Origin of the sequence: Nocardia sp. NPDC023852 (assembly GCF_040639505.1) — a bacterium.
In the GTDB taxonomy this organism is placed as follows: Bacteria; Actinomycetota; Actinomycetes; order Mycobacteriales; family Mycobacteriaceae; genus Nocardia.
In genome coordinates this window covers 89,398-109,820 of sequence record NZ_JBFAAB010000013.1, presented here as the reverse complement: position 1 = coordinate 109,820, position 20,423 = coordinate 89,398, and the positions used below count along the sequence as shown (strand labels likewise).

21 protein-coding genes are annotated in these 20,423 nt (G+C 66.6%); 2 read left to right on the top strand and 19 right to left on the bottom strand.

Features of this window, described 5'->3' with window-relative positions; translation table 11 throughout:
- Positions 1-258: 258 nt before the first annotated feature.
- Both AB0H00_RS19035 and AB0H00_RS19030 read left to right on the top strand, forming a co-directional pair.
- Complete coding sequence (locus AB0H00_RS19035; RefSeq protein WP_357267802.1) at positions 259-1,575, top strand: lipase family protein; 1,317 nt, start codon at positions 259-261, stop codon at positions 1,573-1,575.
- 283 nt (positions 1,576-1,858) lie between these two features.
- Entirely contained in the window at positions 1,859-2,569 is a 711-nt protein-coding gene (locus AB0H00_RS19030; protein ID WP_357267800.1) for a TIGR02206 family membrane protein, read from the top strand.
- Positions 2,570-2,595: 26 nt separating this feature from the next.
- On the opposite strand, the gene AB0H00_RS19025 is transcribed toward AB0H00_RS19030, so the two are convergent.
- From AB0H00_RS19025 to AB0H00_RS18935, 19 genes are all read right to left on the bottom strand, one after another.
- A complete protein-coding gene (locus tag AB0H00_RS19025; protein ID WP_357267798.1) occupies positions 2,596-3,165 on the bottom strand; it encodes a hypothetical protein in 570 nt (189 codons plus the stop codon).
- 13 nt (positions 3,166-3,178) lie between these two features.
- Positions 3,179-4,123: an MlaD family protein gene (locus AB0H00_RS19020; protein ID WP_357267796.1), complete on the bottom strand. Its 945-nt coding sequence runs from the start codon at positions 4,121-4,123 to the stop codon at positions 3,179-3,181.
- Positions 4,120-5,127 (bottom strand): MlaD family protein, encoded by a 1,008-nt coding sequence (locus AB0H00_RS19015; protein WP_357267794.1) that lies wholly within the window; start codon positions 5,125-5,127, stop codon positions 4,120-4,122. The genes AB0H00_RS19020 and AB0H00_RS19015 overlap by 4 nt, the downstream gene beginning before the upstream one ends.
- Positions 5,124-6,143 carry an MlaD family protein gene (locus tag AB0H00_RS19010; RefSeq protein WP_357267792.1) on the bottom strand — a complete coding sequence of 340 codons (1,020 nt, stop codon included), beginning with the start codon at positions 6,141-6,143 and terminating at the stop codon, positions 5,124-5,126. The genes AB0H00_RS19015 and AB0H00_RS19010 overlap by 4 nt, the downstream gene beginning before the upstream one ends.
- A gap of 1 nt (position 6,144) precedes the next feature.
- Positions 6,145-7,131, bottom strand: a complete 987-nt coding sequence (locus AB0H00_RS19005) for an MCE family protein (RefSeq protein WP_357267790.1) — start codon at positions 7,129-7,131, stop codon at positions 6,145-6,147.
- The gene (locus AB0H00_RS19000; protein WP_357267788.1) at positions 7,128-8,138 is read right to left on the bottom strand and encodes an MCE family protein; all 1,011 of its coding nucleotides are present in this window, start codon (positions 8,136-8,138) and stop codon (positions 7,128-7,130) included. The genes AB0H00_RS19005 and AB0H00_RS19000 overlap by 4 nt, the downstream gene beginning before the upstream one ends.
- Entirely contained in the window at positions 8,135-9,169 is a 1,035-nt protein-coding gene (locus tag AB0H00_RS18995; RefSeq protein ID WP_357267786.1) for an MlaD family protein, read from the bottom strand. The genes AB0H00_RS19000 and AB0H00_RS18995 overlap by 4 nt, the downstream gene beginning before the upstream one ends.
- A gap of 2 nt (positions 9,170-9,171) precedes the next feature.
- Positions 9,172-10,017, bottom strand: a complete 846-nt coding sequence (locus AB0H00_RS18990) for an ABC transporter permease (RefSeq protein WP_357267784.1) — start codon at positions 10,015-10,017, stop codon at positions 9,172-9,174.
- A complete protein-coding gene (locus AB0H00_RS18985) occupies positions 10,014-10,811 on the bottom strand; it encodes an ABC transporter permease (protein WP_357267782.1) in 798 nt (265 codons plus the stop codon). The genes AB0H00_RS18990 and AB0H00_RS18985 overlap by 4 nt, the downstream gene beginning before the upstream one ends.
- A gap of 38 nt (positions 10,812-10,849) precedes the next feature.
- Entirely contained in the window at positions 10,850-12,484 is a 1,635-nt protein-coding gene (locus AB0H00_RS18980) for a fatty acyl-AMP ligase (RefSeq protein ID WP_357267918.1), read from the bottom strand.
- A 43-nt stretch (positions 12,485-12,527) separates the two neighbouring features.
- Entirely contained in the window at positions 12,528-12,779 is a 252-nt protein-coding gene (locus tag AB0H00_RS18975; RefSeq protein ID WP_357267780.1) for a phosphopantetheine-binding protein, read from the bottom strand.
- Between the two features lie 38 nt (positions 12,780-12,817).
- Complete coding sequence (locus AB0H00_RS18970) at positions 12,818-13,564, bottom strand: ABC transporter permease (RefSeq protein WP_357267917.1); 747 nt, start codon at positions 13,562-13,564, stop codon at positions 12,818-12,820.
- 65 nt (positions 13,565-13,629) lie between these two features.
- Positions 13,630-14,592, bottom strand: a complete 963-nt coding sequence (locus AB0H00_RS18965; RefSeq protein WP_357267778.1) for an ABC transporter ATP-binding protein — start codon at positions 14,590-14,592, stop codon at positions 13,630-13,632.
- The gene (locus AB0H00_RS18960; protein ID WP_357267776.1) at positions 14,589-15,311 is read right to left on the bottom strand and encodes a hypothetical protein; all 723 of its coding nucleotides are present in this window, start codon (positions 15,309-15,311) and stop codon (positions 14,589-14,591) included. The genes AB0H00_RS18965 and AB0H00_RS18960 overlap by 4 nt, the downstream gene beginning before the upstream one ends.
- A 23-nt stretch (positions 15,312-15,334) precedes the next feature.
- Positions 15,335-15,859, bottom strand: a complete 525-nt coding sequence (locus AB0H00_RS18955) for a hypothetical protein (RefSeq protein ID WP_357267774.1) — start codon at positions 15,857-15,859, stop codon at positions 15,335-15,337.
- On the bottom strand, positions 15,856-16,515 hold the full coding sequence (locus AB0H00_RS18950; protein WP_357267773.1) for a hypothetical protein: 660 nt from the start codon (positions 16,513-16,515) through the stop codon (positions 15,856-15,858). The genes AB0H00_RS18955 and AB0H00_RS18950 overlap by 4 nt, the downstream gene beginning before the upstream one ends.
- Positions 16,508-18,025 carry an aspartate aminotransferase family protein gene (locus AB0H00_RS18945; RefSeq protein ID WP_357267771.1) on the bottom strand — a complete coding sequence of 506 codons (1,518 nt, stop codon included), beginning with the start codon at positions 18,023-18,025 and terminating at the stop codon, positions 16,508-16,510. The genes AB0H00_RS18950 and AB0H00_RS18945 overlap by 8 nt, the downstream gene beginning before the upstream one ends.
- The gene (locus tag AB0H00_RS18940) at positions 18,022-19,386 is read right to left on the bottom strand and encodes a diaminobutyrate--2-oxoglutarate transaminase family protein (RefSeq protein WP_357267769.1); all 1,365 of its coding nucleotides are present in this window, start codon (positions 19,384-19,386) and stop codon (positions 18,022-18,024) included. Before AB0H00_RS18940 ends, AB0H00_RS18945 begins: the two co-directional genes overlap by 4 nt.
- Complete coding sequence (locus tag AB0H00_RS18935; RefSeq protein ID WP_357267915.1) at positions 19,383-20,396, bottom strand: fatty acid desaturase; 1,014 nt, start codon at positions 20,394-20,396, stop codon at positions 19,383-19,385. The genes AB0H00_RS18940 and AB0H00_RS18935 overlap by 4 nt, the downstream gene beginning before the upstream one ends.
- Positions 20,397-20,423: the final 27 nt, after the last annotated feature.

The following is a 20,423-nucleotide window of genomic DNA, read 5'->3' as shown; positions in this document are numbered from 1 at the left end:
CGTCGCGGCTATTGCGGCGAAAAGTCCCAGCGAGTCCCGTCGCCGACGGCGGGAAGCCGGGCCGAGCCCGTTCGGTGAATCCTGCGCCATCGGCGACCTCGTCGATGGCCCCGACTGGATAGCCGAACTCCAGAACGGCCGCCGGGCGGCCGCGATCGACACGGCGCGCGTCTGTGCCTGGCTCTGGGCTCGGTGCAGATACTCTCAGTATCCGATCTAGACGACATGGGTATCCCAAATCGCAGGAAGGATCGAATCGTGGGGAGCCGAATACTCAGATTGACCGCAGCCTTGACGGGAACCCTCATCGTGGTCGGAGGCGGGGCGATCTCCGCACCACAGGCATGGACGCAGCCGGCCGCGGAGGCCGCCGCTGATTTCTACGTACCACCCGCGCCGCTGCCGCAGGGAGCGGGCACCATCGTGCGCACCGAGGCGGCGCGGCTGGCGCTGTCCATCCCCGGACCGACCGGATCGATCCCGGCAACGTCGACGCGCATGATGTACGTCAGCAGCGATACCCACGACGCGCCGACCGCGGCGGTGGGAACGTATCTGGAACCGGCCCAGCCGTGGACAGGACCGGGAGAGCGCCCGCTGATCGCGTACGCGGTCGGCACAAAGGGACAAGGCGATCAGTGCGCGCCCTCGAAGCTGCTCTCGCAGTTCGTCCAATACCAGCCTCCGCTCGACATCATGGTCGAATACGACGTCCTGGCGCTCTATACGCTGCTGGCCCGCGGCATGGCGGTAGTGGTGACCGACTACCAGGGCCTGGGCACGCCCGCGGTTCACGACTATCTCAACCGGAAAGCGCAAGCTCACGCGGTACTGGACTCCGCGCGTGCCGCGCTGCGGTTGCCCGGCACCAGCCTCACCGCCAACGCGCCGGTCATTCTCTACGGGTACTCCCAAGGCGGCATGGCCTCGGCCGGCGCGGCCGAATTGCAACCGAGCTACGCCCCCGATCTGAACGTGCGCGGCGCGTACGTCGGCGGGCCCGTGGTGGACGACGAATACTTCATCGGATTCAACGACGGCCGAGCCCCCATCGCACCCGCCTTCGCCTGGATCCTCAACGGCATCGCCGCCGACTATCCCGCCACCCGCCCGGTGCTCGACGCCGAACTCAACGACATCGGCAAGGCGATCCTGCGCGAAGCCCAGGACAAATGCGCCGTCCCGATCGGACTGGCGCAGCAACATCAGTTCACGTCCCAATGGACCACCAGCGGACAATCTCTCGTCGACGTGATCAATCAGTCGCCGACGTTGAGAGCAGCATTCGACCAGCAGCGGGTCGGCACTCTCACCCCGTCGGCGCCGGTCCTCATCGCCGCGGCCAGGGACGACGAGGGAGCGCCGTTCGTACCCATCCGCGATATGGCCGCCGGCTGGTGCGGTGGTGGCGCGACGGTTCAGCTGGATTCGAACGCCCATATTCCCACTGTCATTTCCGGATTGGCGATGACCCACGTGCTGGCCTTCTTCCCGGCGCTGGCCGTCTCGCAGCAGTGGTTGACCGATCGGCTCGGGGACCAGCCCGCCCCGACCAACTGCGCCGCCTTGCCCTAGCCGCGGATGCCGACGAATTCGGCAATCGGTTGTACGGTGTTCTGCCTCGAGTGTGCCGCGCATTGCCGGCCCGTCACATGCGAGGTGGTGCCGCGATCTCTGTGTACGATGCCCGGCGCGGTTCGGCCCCATGCCGAACCGCGCCGCTGGCTGATCTGGCCGAGGACATCGCGCAACCCCACATGCGAAGCCAGCGCGCATCGCCCGACATTCGCCGGATGAACCGCCCCGCCTTTTCGGCCCGGTAGTCGATCAGGGCCGCTACCTGTCAGTGAATGTGGACATGCCCTCGACGCAACAGGAATTCTCCGCATACGGGCTATCGCACTGGATTGCCCTGGCTGTCTTCGCGGCGGGAGCGGTGCTCGTCGTCCGAATCGGTCGCAAGCACCAGAGTGCTTCTACCGCGCGCCGTTTCAGCCGATCTTTCGGCGTCGCGACGATCGTGCTGTACTCGACGATCTACGTCGTCGCCCTGATCCCGCCGACTATCGGTCGCTCGGTTCCCTTACGGTTGACCGATCTCGCGAGCCTGGTGTCCGCGTACGCGCTGTGGTCGCACCGGACTTGGGCGTATGCGCTGACCTACTACTGGTGTCTCACCTTGAGCACCCAGGCGCTGGTTTCACCGGCCTTGCACAGTCCGGACTTTCCCGACCAGGAGTTCTTGGCCTTCTGGGCGATTCACCTGATCGTGGTCTGGGCGGCGATCTACCTCACCTGGGGCATCGGCATGCGCCCGGACTGGCGCAGCTATCGGACTGCCGTGGTGGCCACCGTAGCCTGGGTAGTGGCGACCTTCGCATTCAACGCCCTCGCCGACACCAACTACGGGTTCGTCAACGCGAAACCCGAAACTCCCTCACTGCTCGATGCGCTCGGGCCTTGGCCCTGGTATCTGTGCACGGTGGCCATCCTCTTGCTAGCCGTGTGGGCACTGATGACCTGGCCTTGGGTCCGAGCGGCCAGGTCCTCGCCGCACCGCGGGGGCTGATCCACGGCTCATCGCAGTGCCCGTTCTCATTGCGAGCGATAGTCGGCGACAACCCAGTTCCCACCGTCGCGGTGCACATTCACCGTCAGCAGGGTGGCGGCGCTGACCGGTTCGGGGTGCTGCACGTTCTGGGTCTGCTGGGTGGCGAAGACCGTGACGGTGTAGTCGTCGCCGTCGACGGAACCGATAGCGGTGCCGACCACGTCGCCGTGTGCGACCACCTGGGCCTCGGTCATGATTTTGCTGAGCGTGTCGTGGACGGTGTCGTAGCGGTGGGACAGGCGGTCGGTGGTTCCGTGCCGCACGCTGTCGAAGAAGGCGTCGAGGTTGCGGAAGTCGTAGGTCAGTGACCGTTTCGCGTAGTCCGCGGCGACCGCTGCGGCTTTATCGCGATCGTCGACGTCGCGCCGCAGGGCATCGAGGTCCTGTTCGGTGGTGTACCAGCGCCACCCGAGGAAACCGGCGAGCGCGGTAAGGGCGACCAGCGCAGCGACCAGTGCGCGCGGGATCACCGAGGAGACCGGACGTTTCGCCTCTTCGGTGCGCACCGCTGCGGAGGACTCGTCGTCTGTTGTCGTCGCCGATTCGTCGGTCATTGTTCTACCTCGATTACTTCGGTGGGATGACAGTCACTCGGGCGGGCCCGCCCTCGGGGAACATGGTGGACAGGAGGTCGACGATCGAGCCGGCGTCGAGGCGCAGCGGCCGCAGCCGATCGGTGGCCGGACGGACGATGCCGGCGATCAACGCCAATTCCGGGGCCAGCTGTGCGACGTAGTGGTTCATCCTGAGCATCATCGGCGTGAGCGTGTCATCCCAGACGTTCTCGCCGACATGGGAGTAGTCCTCGAAGGCGCGGATCAGGTGCACCACTTCGGGATCGGCGCGATCGATCACCGGGGCGACGGCGCTGAAGGTGCTGCCCTGGCCGTCGAAATTGTCGGCGAGGGTTTGGAGATTGAGCCAGAGCCGGTGGATCTGATCCTGTTTGTCCCGCAAGGTGTTCGCCAACAGGCTGGCGGACTGCGCGAGGTTGGCGATGTCGGCCTGACGTCCGGCGGTGGCATTGTCGAGGGTGGTCAGCAGACTATCGACGACCGCGGGGTCCAATTGGGCGAGAAGGGTGTCCAGACGTGCCATCATCTCGCCCGCGGTGATCGGAATCTCGACCTGGCCCGCCGATATCACGGAGCCCTCCGCGAGGTAAGGGCCGTCGGCGCTGTGCGGGCGGAATTCCAGGTACTGCTCACCCGCGGCGGACAGATTCGCGACCCGCACCGTGCTGGTCACCGGAATCCGGTATTTCGCATCGAATTCGATGGCGACGGCGACGCCGTCCTTGGTGGTGGTGATGTTACGGACGCGGCCGATCGCCATACCGCGCAGATCGACGGACGATGTTTCCATCAGCCCGCCCGAGGTCGGCATCCGCACCGTGATGGTCGTGGTGTCCCGCGCCGGATTGATATCGAGGACGCCGGCGGCGAGATACAGGGCACCGGCGAGAGTGGTGGCCAGGAGACCGGTCAGGGATGCGGTTGTGCGCGGGCTCATGGCACCATTCCGATCGATCGGAGCACGGTAGCCAGCGCGTCGGCCTGCTGTTCGGCGGACGCCGGCGTCGCGACGCCGTGAATCCGAATGTTCGGTGGCGCACTGAAATATGGGATCAGGGTGTCGCGCAGTAAACGAGTGAACTTGTCGGCGTTCATCGGGATGGTGGTGTCCGCGTCGGCGACGGTCAACAGCAGCGGCCGCATGGCGCGGTAGATATCGAGAGTGTCGCCGTAGATCGGCCACACCAGATCACCGGCTGGCTGCAGGAGATGGCCGAGCGCCACCGCGAGGTCGACGATCCCGAAGAGGACCTCGCTCAGACCGGCGGCGCGGTCGGGCCCGAGGACGAGAGCGCGGTCGACGGCGGACCTTTTGACCGCCAGGTCGTCGCTGATAGCGGCAGCCGAGTCGAGGACGCGGTCGAGATCCGCTGTGCCGGTGGACAGGTCGTGCACATCCGTACGGATCTCCGCTGCCAGACGCTGGTACTCGCGGTCGTCGGGGAAGGCGGCGTTGACTCGGCCGATCGCGGCGGCCAGGTCGTCGAAGCGGCCGTTGGCCAGTACGTTCGACATTCCCCGCAACAGGTTCTCGACGCTGTCCGGGGGGCGGGTCTGCGCCAGGGGTATGACATCGCCCGATGTCAGGTGCGGACCTGCCCCGGCGGCTGGCGGCCGCAGCGCTATGTATGACTCGCCGAGCAGGGTGGTTTGCCGAATCTCGGCGGTGGTCGATTTCGGCAGCCGCACTGTCGATGTCAGGTCGACAGTCGCGATGGCGACCCGGTCGGCCAGTTCGACCCGGTCCACAACGCCGACCTCGGCGCCGTCCGCCATGACCTTCGCCTTCGCCGGCAGACTCAGCACGCTGGCGAACTCGATCCTGATCTCGTAACTCGCGCCTGAGACACGGGCTCCGGGAACCGGCAGGTCGGCCGGGTCGACACCACATCCCGCGATCAGAACGACCGCGCCGACGGCACAGAGAGGACGCCATCTCATCGCGGCTCCGTTCCCTCGGCGTGCTGGCACACTGTGCCGGGCAGCGGGGTGTCAGCGGTCGCCGGGCAACCCATCGCCGGGGCGCCGGGCGCGATCGGTAGCAGAATGCGCAGGAGGGCATCTACGGCGGGCGGCAGATGCGACAGCAGATCTCGGATGCCGCCGGCGTTGTGCAGCGCGGCATGCGCCGCCGGAACGGCGGAGTCCAGCGCCGTGTATACCCGATCGCCGTACTTGTCGACGTTGCGTGCCAGCACCGGAAGCACCTGGTTGGATAGGTCAACCATGGGTGCGAAGTTCGCCGAAAGTCCCTCGACTACTTCCAATCCGTCGTAGAGGTGGTCCAGCAGTAGCTGCATATCAGGCCAGTTCGCGGCGAACATGGTGGTGAGCAGGTCGAGGTTGTCGATCAGCCGCCGCATGGTGGCGTCCCGGTCCCGCGGGTCGCCGACCAGCCGCGACAGGTGCGCGAGCAGGTCGTTGGTGGTCGTTCCGGTGCCGCGCATGGCGCGGTCGAGGCCGGCGAGGGTGTCACCCGCGCGGGTGTCACCGGGTACGCCGCCGGTGATGTCGGCGGTCAATCGTCCGAGGGCGTCGAAGGATTCGCTGACCCCGAGCGGGGTCTTGGTGCGCGACAGCGGAATACAGGTGTCAGCAGCGAGTTCCGGACCGTCGGTGTGGGATCGGATGAGTTCGACCCTGCGGTCGGTGACGATCGAGCCGGACATGGTGACCGCGCTGGTATCGAACGGTAGTGCCACGTCCCGGTCGAGGCGCATCGTCACCCGCATGCGGTCGCCGAGGGGTTCGATGCGGTCGACGATCCCGGCTCGGACGCCGAGCACGGTGACGTCGTTGCCTCGGTAGAGACCGTCGGTATCGGTGAACTCCGCGCAGACGGTCTTGCCGAAACTCGTCCGGTCCAGGGGTGTGACCGCGGAGGACCCGAGTCCGGCGAGCACGGTGAGTACGGCGATCCCGATCAGCGGATACCAAACCCGTTTTCCGACCCTCATATCAGCAATCCTTTCCCGCACGGGGCACGCAGAGATCGGGTCCGGGTGCTCCGGCTGGTTCCCCTGTTCCGCTCAGCGCGGCGATCTTGACGATGAAGTCGTTGATCGCGGCAATGACCGTGTCGAGCCGCTCGGGTGCGTCGGCGACCTTGGCCAGCAGTTGCTCGAGGTCGGTGATGGCGGGCTCGAGCGAATCCCCATACGCCATGATCGGCCGGTGGGTGACTTCGATGAGTCGACGAAGCAGCTGGAAGGCGCGGATGACCTCGGTCTTGGCCTGACCGAGTTTCGCGGAGATGATGCCGAGCTCGCGCACGAACCCGGCGAGGACCTCGCGGTCGGTCGCGATAGCCGCGACGTACTCGTCGGAAACCCGGACGGCGCGATCGAGCCGATCGGACTGCGCCGTGATGGTTGTAGTGAGACCGGTGAGGCTGTCGAGGATGCCGCGGGGGGCGTCGGGCTGATTCGCCAGTGCCGCGTCGAGTTCGGCGACCGTCTCACGCAATGTCGATCCGTCGATACCGTCCAGCCGTGGGGCGCTCTGTTCGAATACATCGGCCAGCTCGTACGGGGTCCGGGTGCGCTCACGTGGAATCGGCTGGGCGCCGAGCGGTCGAGCACCGGCTGGCGTGAGTGCCAGATAGTGGCCGCCGACGGGGGTCAGCAGCCGCACCTCGGCGGTCGAGTGATCGCCGACAGGCTGGTCGGTGTGGACCGTGAATCCGACCCGAACGTGGTCGTCGGCAAGTTCTACGGTACGGACTCGACCGACGGGGACGCCGGCGATCCGCACCTCGTCGCCGGCCTGCAGGCCACCGGAGTCACGAAATTCGGCGACGTGCCCGTGCTCGGTGCCGGGAATCAGCCGGACCAGGCCGACGACCGCGATGATGATCGCGCCGATCGCGAGACCCGCCAAGCCCCAGCGGAATTCGCGGCGTCCCTCGGAATGATCGGTGCGGATTCTGTGCGGGATGAGTCTCATTTGCACACCACCAGATGTTGATTGCCGAGGATGGCGCTTCCGATGCCGGGGGGCTCGACGGGCTGCGTCGAGCAGGTGAAGGCGGGCGATGGACCATTTGCCGGGTAGTTCGCGTTCAGGCCCCCGAGCAATTCCGGCATCAGGGAGAGGATCTCCACAAGTTGGTCGGTGCGCGGCACAAGTCGCCGCAGCAGCTGGTGCAGTGGTGCATGGGTGTCATCGAAGAGGGATTCGAGTTCGGCGAGGATGCCGACGTCGGGCTCGAGCCCGTAGCCGGCGACGCGCAAAGAGTTCACCAATTCGTCCGCGCGATGGCTGAACACTCCGATGATCCCCGCGACCTGCTTGATGAGTGCGCCGACCTGCTCGGATTTGCCGCCGATCTCCGCCGCGATCTCGCCGAGGTTGCGGATCAGCACCACGAGGACCGCATCCCGGTTCTTCGCATACCGCAGCAGGCCGTCGAGATCAGCCAGTACCGGGCCGATTCCGGCACCGTCGCCTTGAAGGACCCGAACCAGGTTCTCCCCCAAGCGGTTCAGCTGCCCGGTATCGAGTGCGGTGAACAAGGGTTTGAACCCATTGAACAACCGGGACACATCGAAGCTCGGCTCGGTGCGGTCACGTGGGATCGTCGCACCGGGCGACAGACGGGTGCCAGCGGGCCGGGCGTCGAACAGCTCCACATAGCGCTGACCGAGCAGAGTCTGGTACCGCACCGCGGCGTGGGTCGTGTCCAGGACGGGCCGGTCACCACCCACGGTGAACCGCACCCGAGCAGCCGCGTCCTCGGTCAACTCGATGGTCGTGACCGTGCCGACCTGCACCCCCGCCATCCGGACGCTGTCTCCGGTGACCAGTCCGGACACGTCGGTGAAAATCGCGTCGTATGCGGTGGCCACGCCAGTTGCCGGCCCACGCAGGGTGGACAGGATCAGGCTCAGGCAGCCGATCACCAGAAGCAGGAAGATCGACAGCTTGATCGCGGGACCACGCACCGCCGTCACCGAACGCCTCCAGGACCGGTGTCGGTGACGGAGCGGGCGATGTGCGGCATCGTGTCGGCGATGATCTCGAGTTGCCACTGCACTTTTCCGTCCACGACCGGGAACGCGGCACCGATGCGGTCGAGAAGACCCGGCAGGCGCTGATAGGCCGGGGCGATCGAGCCGTAGGACATGCCGAGCGGCAGGCCTAGATCGAGTACCACAGCGAGGATTTCGGCGAAATGATCGCGGTTGTCGCCGACCAGCCGTGCGTATCCGGGCAGGAAATCCTGGCTCAGTCCGGCGATCGCCTTGCGAGTCCGTGCGCGGTTGGTTTCGTCGCCGAAGTACTCGCTCTGGTCCAGCACCGCGATCAGCGCGTCCACCATCTGTGGTTCCAGGACCGCCAATCCATCCGACAGGTCACTCGTGATATGCAGGTAGTGGGCCGTACTCCCGCGACGATCCTGCTCCAATGCCCGAGCGATGCCGGTGATCGCCTCAACGGTCGGACCGAACAGCCCCGGGTTCTCGGTCGCGACGTCGAGCAGGTTCCGCAGCCGGGGTGAGTCGAGCACCTCCGTGAGCCGGCCGGTGCGCTGGAGGACGCCGGTCGCTGTGGCGCCCATGGCGCCGGTGGCGAGTGGTACGACCGCGTGCTCCCGGACCGGCGGCCCGTCACCGAGATTCACCAATTCGATCGCGGGGGTGCCGAACACATTGGCGACGGTGAAGCGCGCGGCGACGCGATCGGTCAGCGCCGGAGCCTGATCCTGATCGATACTGATCTCGACGCGGCGGGTGTCGCCAGCCGTCTGCACCCGGCGTACGGTACCGATCGCGGCTCCTTGGAACTTCACGTCCGCACCGGCCAGCAGACCGTCGACGAGCGAGTCGGCCTCGATCGTCAGCGAGACGTCATCGTGGAACCGGCCCTGCAAGTGAGCGGCGGTCAGCGCGGTCACCAGCAGCCCGATCGCCACTACAGCGAGCCCGCGCACCCGCAGCGCCAGGGTGCTCGGTACACGGCTACTACTTCGTCCTCGCCACATGGCTACCCCGAGATCCTGATTCCCGTGCTCGTGCCCCAGAACACCGCGGTCATCACCATGTCGAGGACCACGATGAGAATGAGGCTGGCCCGAATCGCCTGCCCACACGCACGACCGACCCCTTCGGGCCCGCCGGTGGCGTGAAAACCCTGATAGCAGTGCACGACGATGACAGCCGCCACCAGAACGATGGCCTTGATCAGTGAATACAGCACGTCCGCGGGCCGGAGGAAGGACTCGAAGTAGTGGAAGTAAGTGCCCGCGGACTGTCCGTGCAGCACGTTCACCACCACCGCGCAGGAGAGGTAGACCACGATCAGCGTCGCCAGGTAGAGCGGAATGATCGTGGTGGTCCCCGCGATCACGCGCGTGGTCACCACGAACGGGATGGGTCGTACGGCTTGGGCTTCCAAGGCGTCGATCTCCTCCGAGATCCGCATCGCGCCGATCTCGGCGGTCATCCGGCAGCCGGCCTGCGCGGCGAATCCGATCGCCACCATCATCGGCCCCAACTCCCGCGTATTCGCGTACGCGGAGACAAACCCGGTCAGCGGGCCCATGCCGACCATATCGAGCGCGTTCAGCCCTTCCATACCGACCGATCCGCCGACCGCGATGCCGAGGAAGACCAGTACCGCTGCGGTGCCGCCGCCGACGACCAGTCCGCCACTGCCCCAGACGATGTCAGTGAGCACGACCATCGTCTGCCTGCGGTAGGCGCGCACGGTGTGCGGCACGGCAGCGAGCACCTGCATCCCGAAACTCAGCTGATGTCCGAGCCGCTCGAGTGCCGTGCCGACGACCGATCCGATGCGGCCGGTGGCAAGGTTCAACGGCGATGCCGTCATCCGAGCACCCGCGAGCCGAACATCGACAGCAGTTGCGTGATGATCAGGTTCAGACCGAACGTCGCGACCACGCCGAGTACTACAGCCGCGTTCACCGAGTCGGCGACGCCTTTGGGGCCTGCGGTGGCCTCGAGCCCACGCTGGCAGGACAGCACCACGACGACGATTCCGAACAGCGCAGACTTCGCCAGCGCGGCAACAAGATCCGAGACCGTGACGAAAGACGCGAAGGACGAGAGGTAGCCGCCGGGTGCGCCGTGTTGCAGTCCGACGTTGATCAGGTAGCCGGTCGACAGGCCCATGAAGATGACCACCACGCACAGCAGCGGAGCTATCACTGTCATCGCGGCCAGGCGTGGCGCGACGATTCGGCGGACCGGATCGATGCCCATGACCCGCATGGCATCCATTTCCTCTCTGATGGTCCGCGCACCGAGGTCGGCGGCGATCGCCGCGCCGGCGGCCCCGCCGAGCAGCAGCGCCGCTACCAAAGGGGCACCCTGCCGAACGACTCCCACCCCGGCGGCGGCCCCTGCGAGCGAAGTGGCACCGACCTGCTGGGTCAGGTTTCCGACCTGTACGGAGACGATCACTCCGAATGGAATCGACACGAACACCGCGGGAACCGCCGTCACGCTCACGATGAACCAGCCCTGCGCCAAGGCTTCCCGCCAGGCGAATCGCCCACGAAACACGTCGGCGGCCAGCCAGCCGAGCGCGGACCACGCGAGTATCGACGCGCGACCGAAGGTGCGTACGGCTGGGGCTACCGCGGCCGTACCTTGTTCACGCACTACCGAACCTTATCAATAACGATTACCGATACCAATTGCTAACCGATGGCCAGGAGCCCGCGGGCTTCGAGCCGGCGCAGCTTTCCCGAGGGTGTCTTCGGGATGCGCCCGACCGGGACGACCACCACCCGGCGCGGGCTCACGCCGAGTGCCGCTTGGACACGGTATGCGACATCACGGGAAATGCGTGCGCATCCGTCGATGTCGGCACTGGCCGCGGATTCCACGATGACCGCGAATCCCTCGCCCCTCCCAGCGGTTTCCGCGGGCACGGCGACGGCGTTGCCGGCACGGACACCGTCGACCTCGGCAGCGGCGCGTTCGATGTCGACCGGGTAGATGTTGCGTCCGGAGATGATCAGCATGTCCTTCTTGCGTCCGCACACCACGAGTTGGCCGTCCTCGGTCAGATAACCGAGGTCACCGGTGGCTAGCCATCCGGAATCGTCGACGGCCTCGAGGAATCCCGCGTCGGTCCGATACCGGGTGGCGATGCTGTCACCGCGCAGCTCGAACTCGCCGATCTGCCTGGTGTCGGCGAGGGCGCCGGATTCGGTGCGCACCCGCGCCTCGATGCCGGGCAGCGGGTGCCCGAGGCCGATATACCTTCGGGCGTCGTCTGCGGTGGAAACCGTTGCTCGGCCGCCTGTTTGCATCGCCTCCGGGTCGATGTGATCGACGCTGAATCCGTCGCCCGGCCGGGTGAACGACACCGCGAGGGTCGCCTCGGCCATGCCGTAGGCGGGCACGATTGCCTCACGTCGCAGTCCGAAGCGAGCACCGGCGTCCAGAAATCGTTGCACTACAGCGTTATCGATAGGTTCGGCACCGTTGAGCACGAACCGTAGCGACGACAGGTCGAAGTCCCCGTCACCGGCGCGGGCCAGGGTGCGGGCAAGAAGTCCATAGGCGAAGTTCGGTGCCGCCGACATCGAGCCCCGGTACCTGGTCACGAGCTCGGCCCAGATCAACGGAGCGGCAAGAAAATCGGACGGCGTGATAGCGACGAGTTCGACGCCGAGGAACATCGGCGCGACCAGGAAACCCATCATGCCCATGTCGTGGAACAGTGGCAGCCAGCTGACCATCACGTCCTGGTCATTGATGAGTGACGCGATCTCCATGGCGCGGATATTGGCGTACATATTCGCGTAGGTGATGGCCACCGCCTTCGGACTGCCGGTCGAGCCCGATGTGAGCTGCAGAAACGCCAGATCGGTTTCCTGGGTGTCCACCGGTTCCACGTCCGGACCGGCAAGCAGATCGACGACCGCGATACAGCGCGGACGCTCCCCGCCGAACTCGGCGACGGCCGCACCGAAGGTATCGCCGACCACCAGGACCGCGGCATCGACCACCGCGATAGCACGCCGCGTATCGGCGGCCCAGGCCGCCAGGTCGGTGCGCGGCGTCGGCTGGTGCAGCATCGTCACCGCCGCACCGGCCAGCCAAATGCCCTGCACCAGTATCGCGATATCGCCCGGAGCACCGGCGAGTACCGCGACCGTATCCCCGCGGCGCACGCCCGCTTCCCGCAGACCGCCGGCGATGCGCCGGGCACGCCGGTGCACGTCGCGCCATTCCGTTCTGGTGAGGTCGGCTGGGTCGCCGCTGAGCAGACCGCGATCGCTTCGGTCAGCGCTGTGCAGCAACGCTGTGATGAACCTGTTCACCACAGTGCCGGCCTTTTGTGATCGAGTGGCATGTGTACCCGTCTCATCCGACCGTGGCAGCGAGCTTGTTCGCGACGAGCCGCTGCAGATCACCGAGTGTGCGACAGGAGAAGACGTCGTCCTTCGCCAGCGAAACCCCGAGCCGCTCACGGATTTCGACGACACCGGTCGCGAAGGACAGCGAATCGAAGCCGAGGTCCGCGACCAGGTCCGCGTCAGGGTGCATCTCTTCGGGCGTGACATCCAGATCCTCGATCAGGATGTCGCGCAGCACCTGTTCCAACGAGTCGGTCATGGGTGTCTTTTCCTTTCGGTCATGAATACCGTGCCGGTTCAGGCGCCGATGCGGCGCAAGACGAGTCGTCGTAGCAGGAGCTGTAGCACCACGAAAACACCTGCCGCGACAGCTACCCCCGCTCCGAGCCGGACCGGTTCGAAATCTCCGTACATCAGCGTGGCCGCGGCCTCGACGACGTGGGAGAACGGGTTGAGCATGATGGCTACCTCCAGCCACCGCGGCAGGAAGTCGGTGGGCATGAGTGCCTGGCTCACGAACAGCACCGGCAATGCCAGCGGCAGCAGCGCGATCGGCGCCTGCGGGTTCAGCGTGCGCACCGCCGCCAGGTAGAACAGTGAGCTGTAGGCCGCCGACCACAGGCACATGAGGATCAACAGTGCGGCCGCCGTGACGATCCCGGCCCGCAACGGCGCGCCGAGTGCCGCGAGCAGCCCGATGACGATTCCGCCGGCCGGCAGGATGCGCGCCGCCTCGAAGCCGATCTTCGCCAGCACGATCTGCGCGGACGAAATACCTTGCAGTCGAAGTCTGTCGACGAACCCGGACTGGATCTCCTCGATCAGCGTGCTCGCGCCGAACCCGGAGCCGATCATGGGGATGAGCATGATGATGCCGGGCGCGATGTATGCGGTGTAGGAGGCCAGCGGGAACCCGGGCAGATCAGCCACGCGTTGGAACATCGCCCGCACGAAGACCACCAGGACGACCGGGAACACGATGGGGAAGATGAACCCGAACACCGGCTGGCGCAGGCCGACGACGAAGTAGCGGGCGAACAGCATCAACGTCGTGACCGGTGGCGCCGGCGGACGGTGGGCCCGTGCCGGAGCAATAGTGGTTGTCGTGCTCATCGGGTGGCCTCCAAGAAGGCATCGCGCAGCGAAGTGGTCTCGACGCGAACCTCCGCAGCGCTCAGATCGTTTCGGCTGAGTGCATCGGTCAACCGGCCGAGGTGGGCGGCATTCGCGGTGGGCAGCTCGATCGTCAGCGCTCGGGCGCCGTCGGCCGAATCGGCGACGGTGAAACCGGCGGCCCGTAGCTCGTCGGCGACGTTCGGCGCTATCTCACTGTCGGCCGTGACGACGGCGCGAGCGCCGTGCGCGCGGGTGAGATCATCGGCGGGCCCGGAAGCGACCAAGGTCCCGGCCTTGATGATGCCGACCTGGTCCGCGAGCGCGACAGCCTCCTCCATGTCATGAGTGGTGAGCACCACGGTCCGTCCCTCACTGCGCAGCTGTGCGATCACCCGCCACACTTCATCCTTGCCTTCGATATCCAGGCCGCTCGACGGTTCATCGAGGAACAGCAACAACGGATCGTGCGAGACCGCGAGCGCCACATCGACCCGGCGGCGCATACCTCCCGACAGCGACCCGATCCGCCGGTTCTGGAAATCGCCGAGGCCGAATTGCTCCACCAACGCCGCGACCCGGGGACGACGCTCGGCTCGTGGCCAACCGGCCATAGCGAGCCCGAGGTCCAGCTGCTCCCGTGCGTTCAGCCAGGGATCCAGTGCCACCTCCTGGAGGGCGACCCCGATCAGCGGGCGCAGCGTGCGCACCTCGTGCAGTGGAATCCCGAGCACCTCGGCGGTGCCCGACGACGGCGACAGCAGGGTGGTGAGCATGCGGATCGTCGTGGTCTTGCCAGCGCCGTTGCGGCCGAGCAGGCAATAGACGACGCCCGGCGGTATGGACAGGTCGAGCCGGTCAACGGCATCGACGGCCGCACCCGGATAGGTTTTCGTCAGCCCGGTGGTTGTGATGGCTGCGGCGCCGACGTCGGTCGGTACTGTTTGTATCGCCGTCATCGGGTTCCCTGGTTCTGGCCGACCGTGCGGACGATGTTCTGCTGGAATCGCACGCCGCTGGCCTCGAGTGTGGTCTCCAGTTCCGTGCGCGCCGCGATCCCGATCCCGTCGACCGTGTCGGCGGTCTGCCGAAGGGTGCCCGCAACCGGGCCGTCGAAGGCGATATCGGTCCGGATCGTATGCAGTTGCACCGCTTTTCCGTTCCACTGCCCATCCCGGCTGCCGGTCACGGTGCTGGTGCCGGTGAGAGTTGTGCCGCCGGAGCAGCGGCCCGATACGGGCTGTGGGCCTGCGGTGGGATCGAGTCTCAGCCCGCCGAGGATGGTGCATTGCAGCGTGATGCGGGTGTCGAGCGGGTTCGTCACCGCCAGCCCGGTCACGTATCGGCCGGTGCTGGTCGCGGATACCGTCATCACCTCGTATGGGAACTGCTGCTGGTGCCCGAAGTGGCTGAGTACGGTTTCGCCCGGGATGGCGCCCGGGCCGACGGTCAGCACGCCTGGGCCTGCGACGTCGGTGGTCACGTCGAGATAGGCCACCGAGCCGGAAACCTCTTCCGCGAAGACCCCGGATCCGGCCGCGGCAGTGATCGGCGTGCCCTCCGGCGTCGTACCGCGTTCGAGCATCGCGAACCGCTCGGCTGCGGGCTTGCCCGCGTCGGCGTTGACCGCGCCACACGCTGAGACCGCGACAGCTATCGGCCCGATGACGCCGAGCATCGCCCGGGTCCTACGCCGTGTCGTCACGGCTGCCCGCTCGCGGTCGGCTGCGTGGCCGATTGTCCGCCGAGGTGTGCTTGCAACCGGCGGTGCCGGTGCCGGAACAGGAAGGCGAGCGTGGCCCGCAGAACGCGGCCCCAGCCCGGGATCAGGCCCATCGGGGCACGGGGCACGAACGAGACGGCGTCGGTCACTTCGGTGCGGTCGCCCACGGCGCGCAGAGTCCGTTCGTGCACCCACACGCTCATCGACATCATGGTCGACTGTTCACGGAAACGGGTTCCCGCGTCGATCTCGGCGACGGTGATGTTGTCGAAGTCGATCGGAAACAGCCCGAACAGCAGAAAGAAACTGCGCCCCAAGTGGGTTCCCGGGTCTATGTCAGCGATGGTTCGGCCGCGAAACGGCTGCGGAACCGTCATCTTCAGATAGGGCCGCAACTCGGCATTGATGCCCTCCGGCGAGGTGACCGTGGCCCACACCCGCTCGATCGGCGCGTCCACCGTGCTGACCATGTCGATGCGGCGGGTTTTCCGTGCGAATGTCATTCTGTCACTTTCGTTTTCGATAGGAAGTCGCTGGTGTCGATCGCGTGCAGGTCGATCACGGCGGGAATGCTGTCGGCACCGACATAGTCGGGCAGCAACTGGCCGATCCGGCTGATCGCCGCACCGAACAGAAGCCGATACCACTCGAACAACGGCACGACGAGCGCCACGGTCACATAGCGGACGCCTTCCTCGGCGAGGCTGCTGGCGAACCGGGCCCACACCTCGTCGATGACACCGGCGCGCCGGTGGGTACGCCGTACCGCCTGGGTGGCCAGTTCGGCGACGGTGTCGGGTCGGATCTGCTCGAAACGCCGCGACCACTCGGGAAGCAGGAGATTCTCGTACCCTCCGGCCGGATCGGGAAAGGCTCTGGTGTCACTGATCGTGCTGAAGCTGTCCAAACCCAGCCGGGAATCCCAGCGCAAGGCGCGCAGTACCGCAACAGGGTCGCCGGTGGATTCCACGCCGAAGCCGACATAGAACTCCGAGGATTGTTCCCAGCGGCGATACTGCAGCATCTCCCCCGCCTCATCATCGGCAGCGGTGGTGTAGGTATTTTCCCGGCCGAATACCTCGTACTCCCAGCGCTTCGCATCGGCGAAGCCGGAATCGGTATGCCGGATCCGTTCGATGCGCAACTGCGGTTCAGGCACGGACGACCACCTCTTCACACATCCGGTCGGCGAGCAGTTGCCCGCATTCGGCGATGTCGATGACCAGGTCGCGGGCAATGTCCACGGTGCACACCGGGTTGACGAAGGTGAGCTTGACGGCGATCTCGCCATCGACTCGTGTGCGACCGACCAGAGCCTGTCCGGACATCGCCATCTCGTGGCGGATGGCGTCGTTGACCTGATCGAGCTGACCGGATGTCAGGCTCGGATGCGTCCAGCGCAGCACCACCGTGTTGGTTCCGCCCGCGCCGATCACCTCGAGGTGGTCCTGCGCCGCTGCCGTCGCGTGTGCCGCCGCGGCCGCCGCCACCGTACTGTCGATCATGTCCGCCATGGTCGTAGCACCCACAGCGCGCAGTGTGACGAGGATCTTCAGCGCGTCGAAACGGCGGGTGGTCTGCAGTGATTTCCCGACGAGATTGAGGGTCTCGTCCGGGTCGTCGTCGGACGGGTTCAGGTAGTCGGCGTGACTGGACATGACATTCAGCGCCTCCCGGTTCCGCACGAACAGCGCACCGCAGCTGATCGCCTGAAACAGCAGCTTGTGGAAATCGATCGCCACCGAGTCGGCGCCACCGATACCGTCGACGAGATGACGGTGCCGCTCGCTGAGCAGCAAGCAGCCCGCGGCACACGCGTCCACGTGCACCCAGATACCGCGGTCATGGGCGATCTCGCACACCCGTGTGAGCGGATCGATCACACCGAAATCGGTGGTGCCCGCGTTCGCGACCACCGCGATCACCTGCTGGCCGGCGTGCTCGCAGCCCTCGATGGCCGCGGTCAGCGCACGCGGATCGAGTCTGCCGGCACGGTCGGTGTCGACCGCGATGATCGAGCGGGCGCCCAGACCGAGCAGGCTCGCGGCCTGCGTCACAGTGAAATGCGTTTGCGCCGTGCACAACACACGCCATGTGGTGGCGCTGCCTGGAAGCCCGCGCTGGCTGATGTCCCAGCCGAACCGCTCGCGCGCGTAGTTGTCCCTGGCCAGCAGCAGGCCCTGAAGATTCGACTGGGTGCCACCGCTGGTGAACACACCGTCCCCGCCGACGCCGTAGCCGAGCACCTCGCACATCCACTCGATGATGTGCTCCTCGACAGCGCTGGCGGCGGGGCCTTGGTCGAAGGAATCCATGGACTGGTTGAGAGCACTGAGCATCACCTCGGCGGCCAGTGACGAGATGGCCGGTGGGCAGTGCAGATGCGCGACATACCGGGGATTCGACACCGCCGTCGACAGCGGCACCACGTGCTGGGCGATCTCATCGAGCGCGGCCGCCAGCCCGACACCATCAGCCGGGGCCACCGGAAGGCTCCGGATCCGTTGCCGCAGCGCACCCGAGCCGGTTACCACGCCCGGTGCGGGTGAGTCGCGGAACGCGTCTGCGATGTGCCCGGCAGCCGCGGCGACAGCGTCCAGGTAGTGGTCGACACTTGTCGCGGTCAGGAATTCGGTAGCGAACGGCGACGTGGGGCGGGGGTCGATCATGCGGTCTCCGTCGGCTGCAGTCGGTCCGAGTCGCGCACGCGCGAGACTCGGTGCACGACGTCGTCGAAGATCTCCAGCACAGTGGCGATCTCGGCGGCATCGATGATCAGCGGTGGCAAGAACCGGACCACGTTGCCGTAGCGCCCGCCGGTCTCGACTATCAGCCCGGCCCGCAGGCACTCCCGCTGAATGTGCGCGGCCAATCGGGTGCTCGGCGGCGCGACACCACGGTGATCGGACGGCGCGTCGGGATCTATGATCTCGACCCCGGCCATCAGGCCGGTCGTGCGTACGTCTCCGATCAGGCCGGATCGCTGCTCGATCGCGCGCAGCCCGGAGCAGAGCAGCTCCCCCATCGCGCTGACGTGGTCGGCCAGTCCGGAGGTCGCCGCGTAGCGCAGCACGGCACTGGCGGCCGCGAACGCCATGGCGTTGCCGCGGAACGTTCCGGTGAATGTGCCCGGATCCCAGACATCGAACTGGCGGCGGATGACGAGGACCGCGATGGGGATTCCGGAACCGAGGCCCTTGGACATGGCGATCATGTCGGGTTCGATATCACTGTGTTCGAAGGCCCAGGCGCGCCCGGTCCGGTAGACACCGGCCTGGACCTCGTCCGCGATCAACGGCACCCCGGTGCGGGTGGCCGCGTGTCGCAGTGCTTGCGCCCACGGCCGCGGCGCGGGGACCACCCCACCCTCACCGAGCACGAACTCCGCCAGTACCGAGGCGGGAGCGACCAGGCCGCTGTGCGGGTTGTCGAAGGTGTCCGCGACGGCGTCGACGGCGCGCTGCACACCCGCCTCGCCGCCGACCCCGAACGGGCACCGATAGTCTTGCGGATACGGCAGGAATCGCACCGCGGGCGATAGCGCGACCTGCCTCGTGCGCAGTCCACCACCGGAACTCACCGACCTCGCCGCCCTGCTGCAGCCGTGAAACCCACCTTGCACCGCGACGTGCTCGCTACCGCCCGTCGCGATCTCGGCGACCGTCAACGCGGCCTCGATCGCATTGGCGCCGCTGGGCGAGCACAGGTGCACGACGCAGTCGTCGGCCAGTCCCCTGGGCAGGGTGGCGAGCAGGTCCTCGACGAACGCGTCCCTGGTCGGCGTGTGAAAGTCCAGTGACAGCAAGGGTTCGCCGGAATCCAGCGTGCTCCGCACGGCCTCGGTCACGACCGGATGATTCCAACCCAGCGACATGGCGCCTGCCCCGGCCAGGCAGTCGAGATACCACCGGCCGTCGATATCGCGCACCCGGACGCCATGCGCCTGCACGGGCGTGATCGGCAGACGCCGGGAATAGGTGGCCGCGCGGGACTCGTGATAGCGGGTGATCGGCGCTCGCGTCTGCGTCACCGCGCACCTCCGTTCAATTGCAGAGCGGGCCGGGACAGTAACCGCCGCAAGGTCGTCCACCATGATCGGTCGGCGGTGTGCCAGTAACCGCCGCCCGCAGGGATCGCCGTCGCCAACCTGCGTCGCGCCTCGGGTAGCGCGTGATACGGCAACCATGGGAAGAAGTGGTGGACGGCGTGATACCGCAGCCCCACCGGCGCCCATAGCTCGGACAGCAGCGGGTGCGACGTATGGTCGACGGAATCGAGGATCTGATCCGGGAACGACATCGGCCGGTTCCCGCTCTCGTAACGGTGCGACACCAGCACCCGCCACCAGTTCACAAACAACAACACCGTGATCACCGCGTACGCCTCGGCGAAACGAACGACGGGAATCACTCCGATGAGCAGGAGACCCGCGATCAGCACGCCATAGACGAAGCAGGCCGCCTCCTGGACGATCCACCGGCGCGGGATCGGACCATCGGGCAGCTTCCGCACGAACTCCGCGTCGATGGCCAGTGCCGACGCCCGAGTCAGCACGAACTCGCGCAGCGGACGGATCAGCCAGCTCAACGGAGCGAGGACGACGAACCGGATGATGAAGACCGGTAGCCCGAGAAACGCCGTGAACGGGGTGAGCAGTACCCGCCAGCGAGGCTGATCGGCGTAATCGACGTACTCGCCGTCCGATTCGGTGCCGTAAGTGCGCGACGCGTGGTGTTCCTGATGGAACTCGTAGATGAACTTCGGCGACAGCAGCGGAATCCCGACCAGCACATGCCAGACGAGCGAGAACGACCGCAGATGCTCGGCGGCATGCACGAGTTCGTGCACGAACAGCACCGCACGGTAGAGCGCCAACGCCGAAACGAGCACGCAAACGGCCGCGGTCAGCGACCATGGATTCCGCGCCGGAAACAGCACGAACGCCGTGGCCCCAATGGTGACCGAGGCCAGCAGATCGGCCCAGTAAACCCAAAGTTTCGGCGTTTTGAGGTCGACCATCATCCGGCGCGCCTCGGACATCGAAATACCGAGTGCCGCTTCCGATCC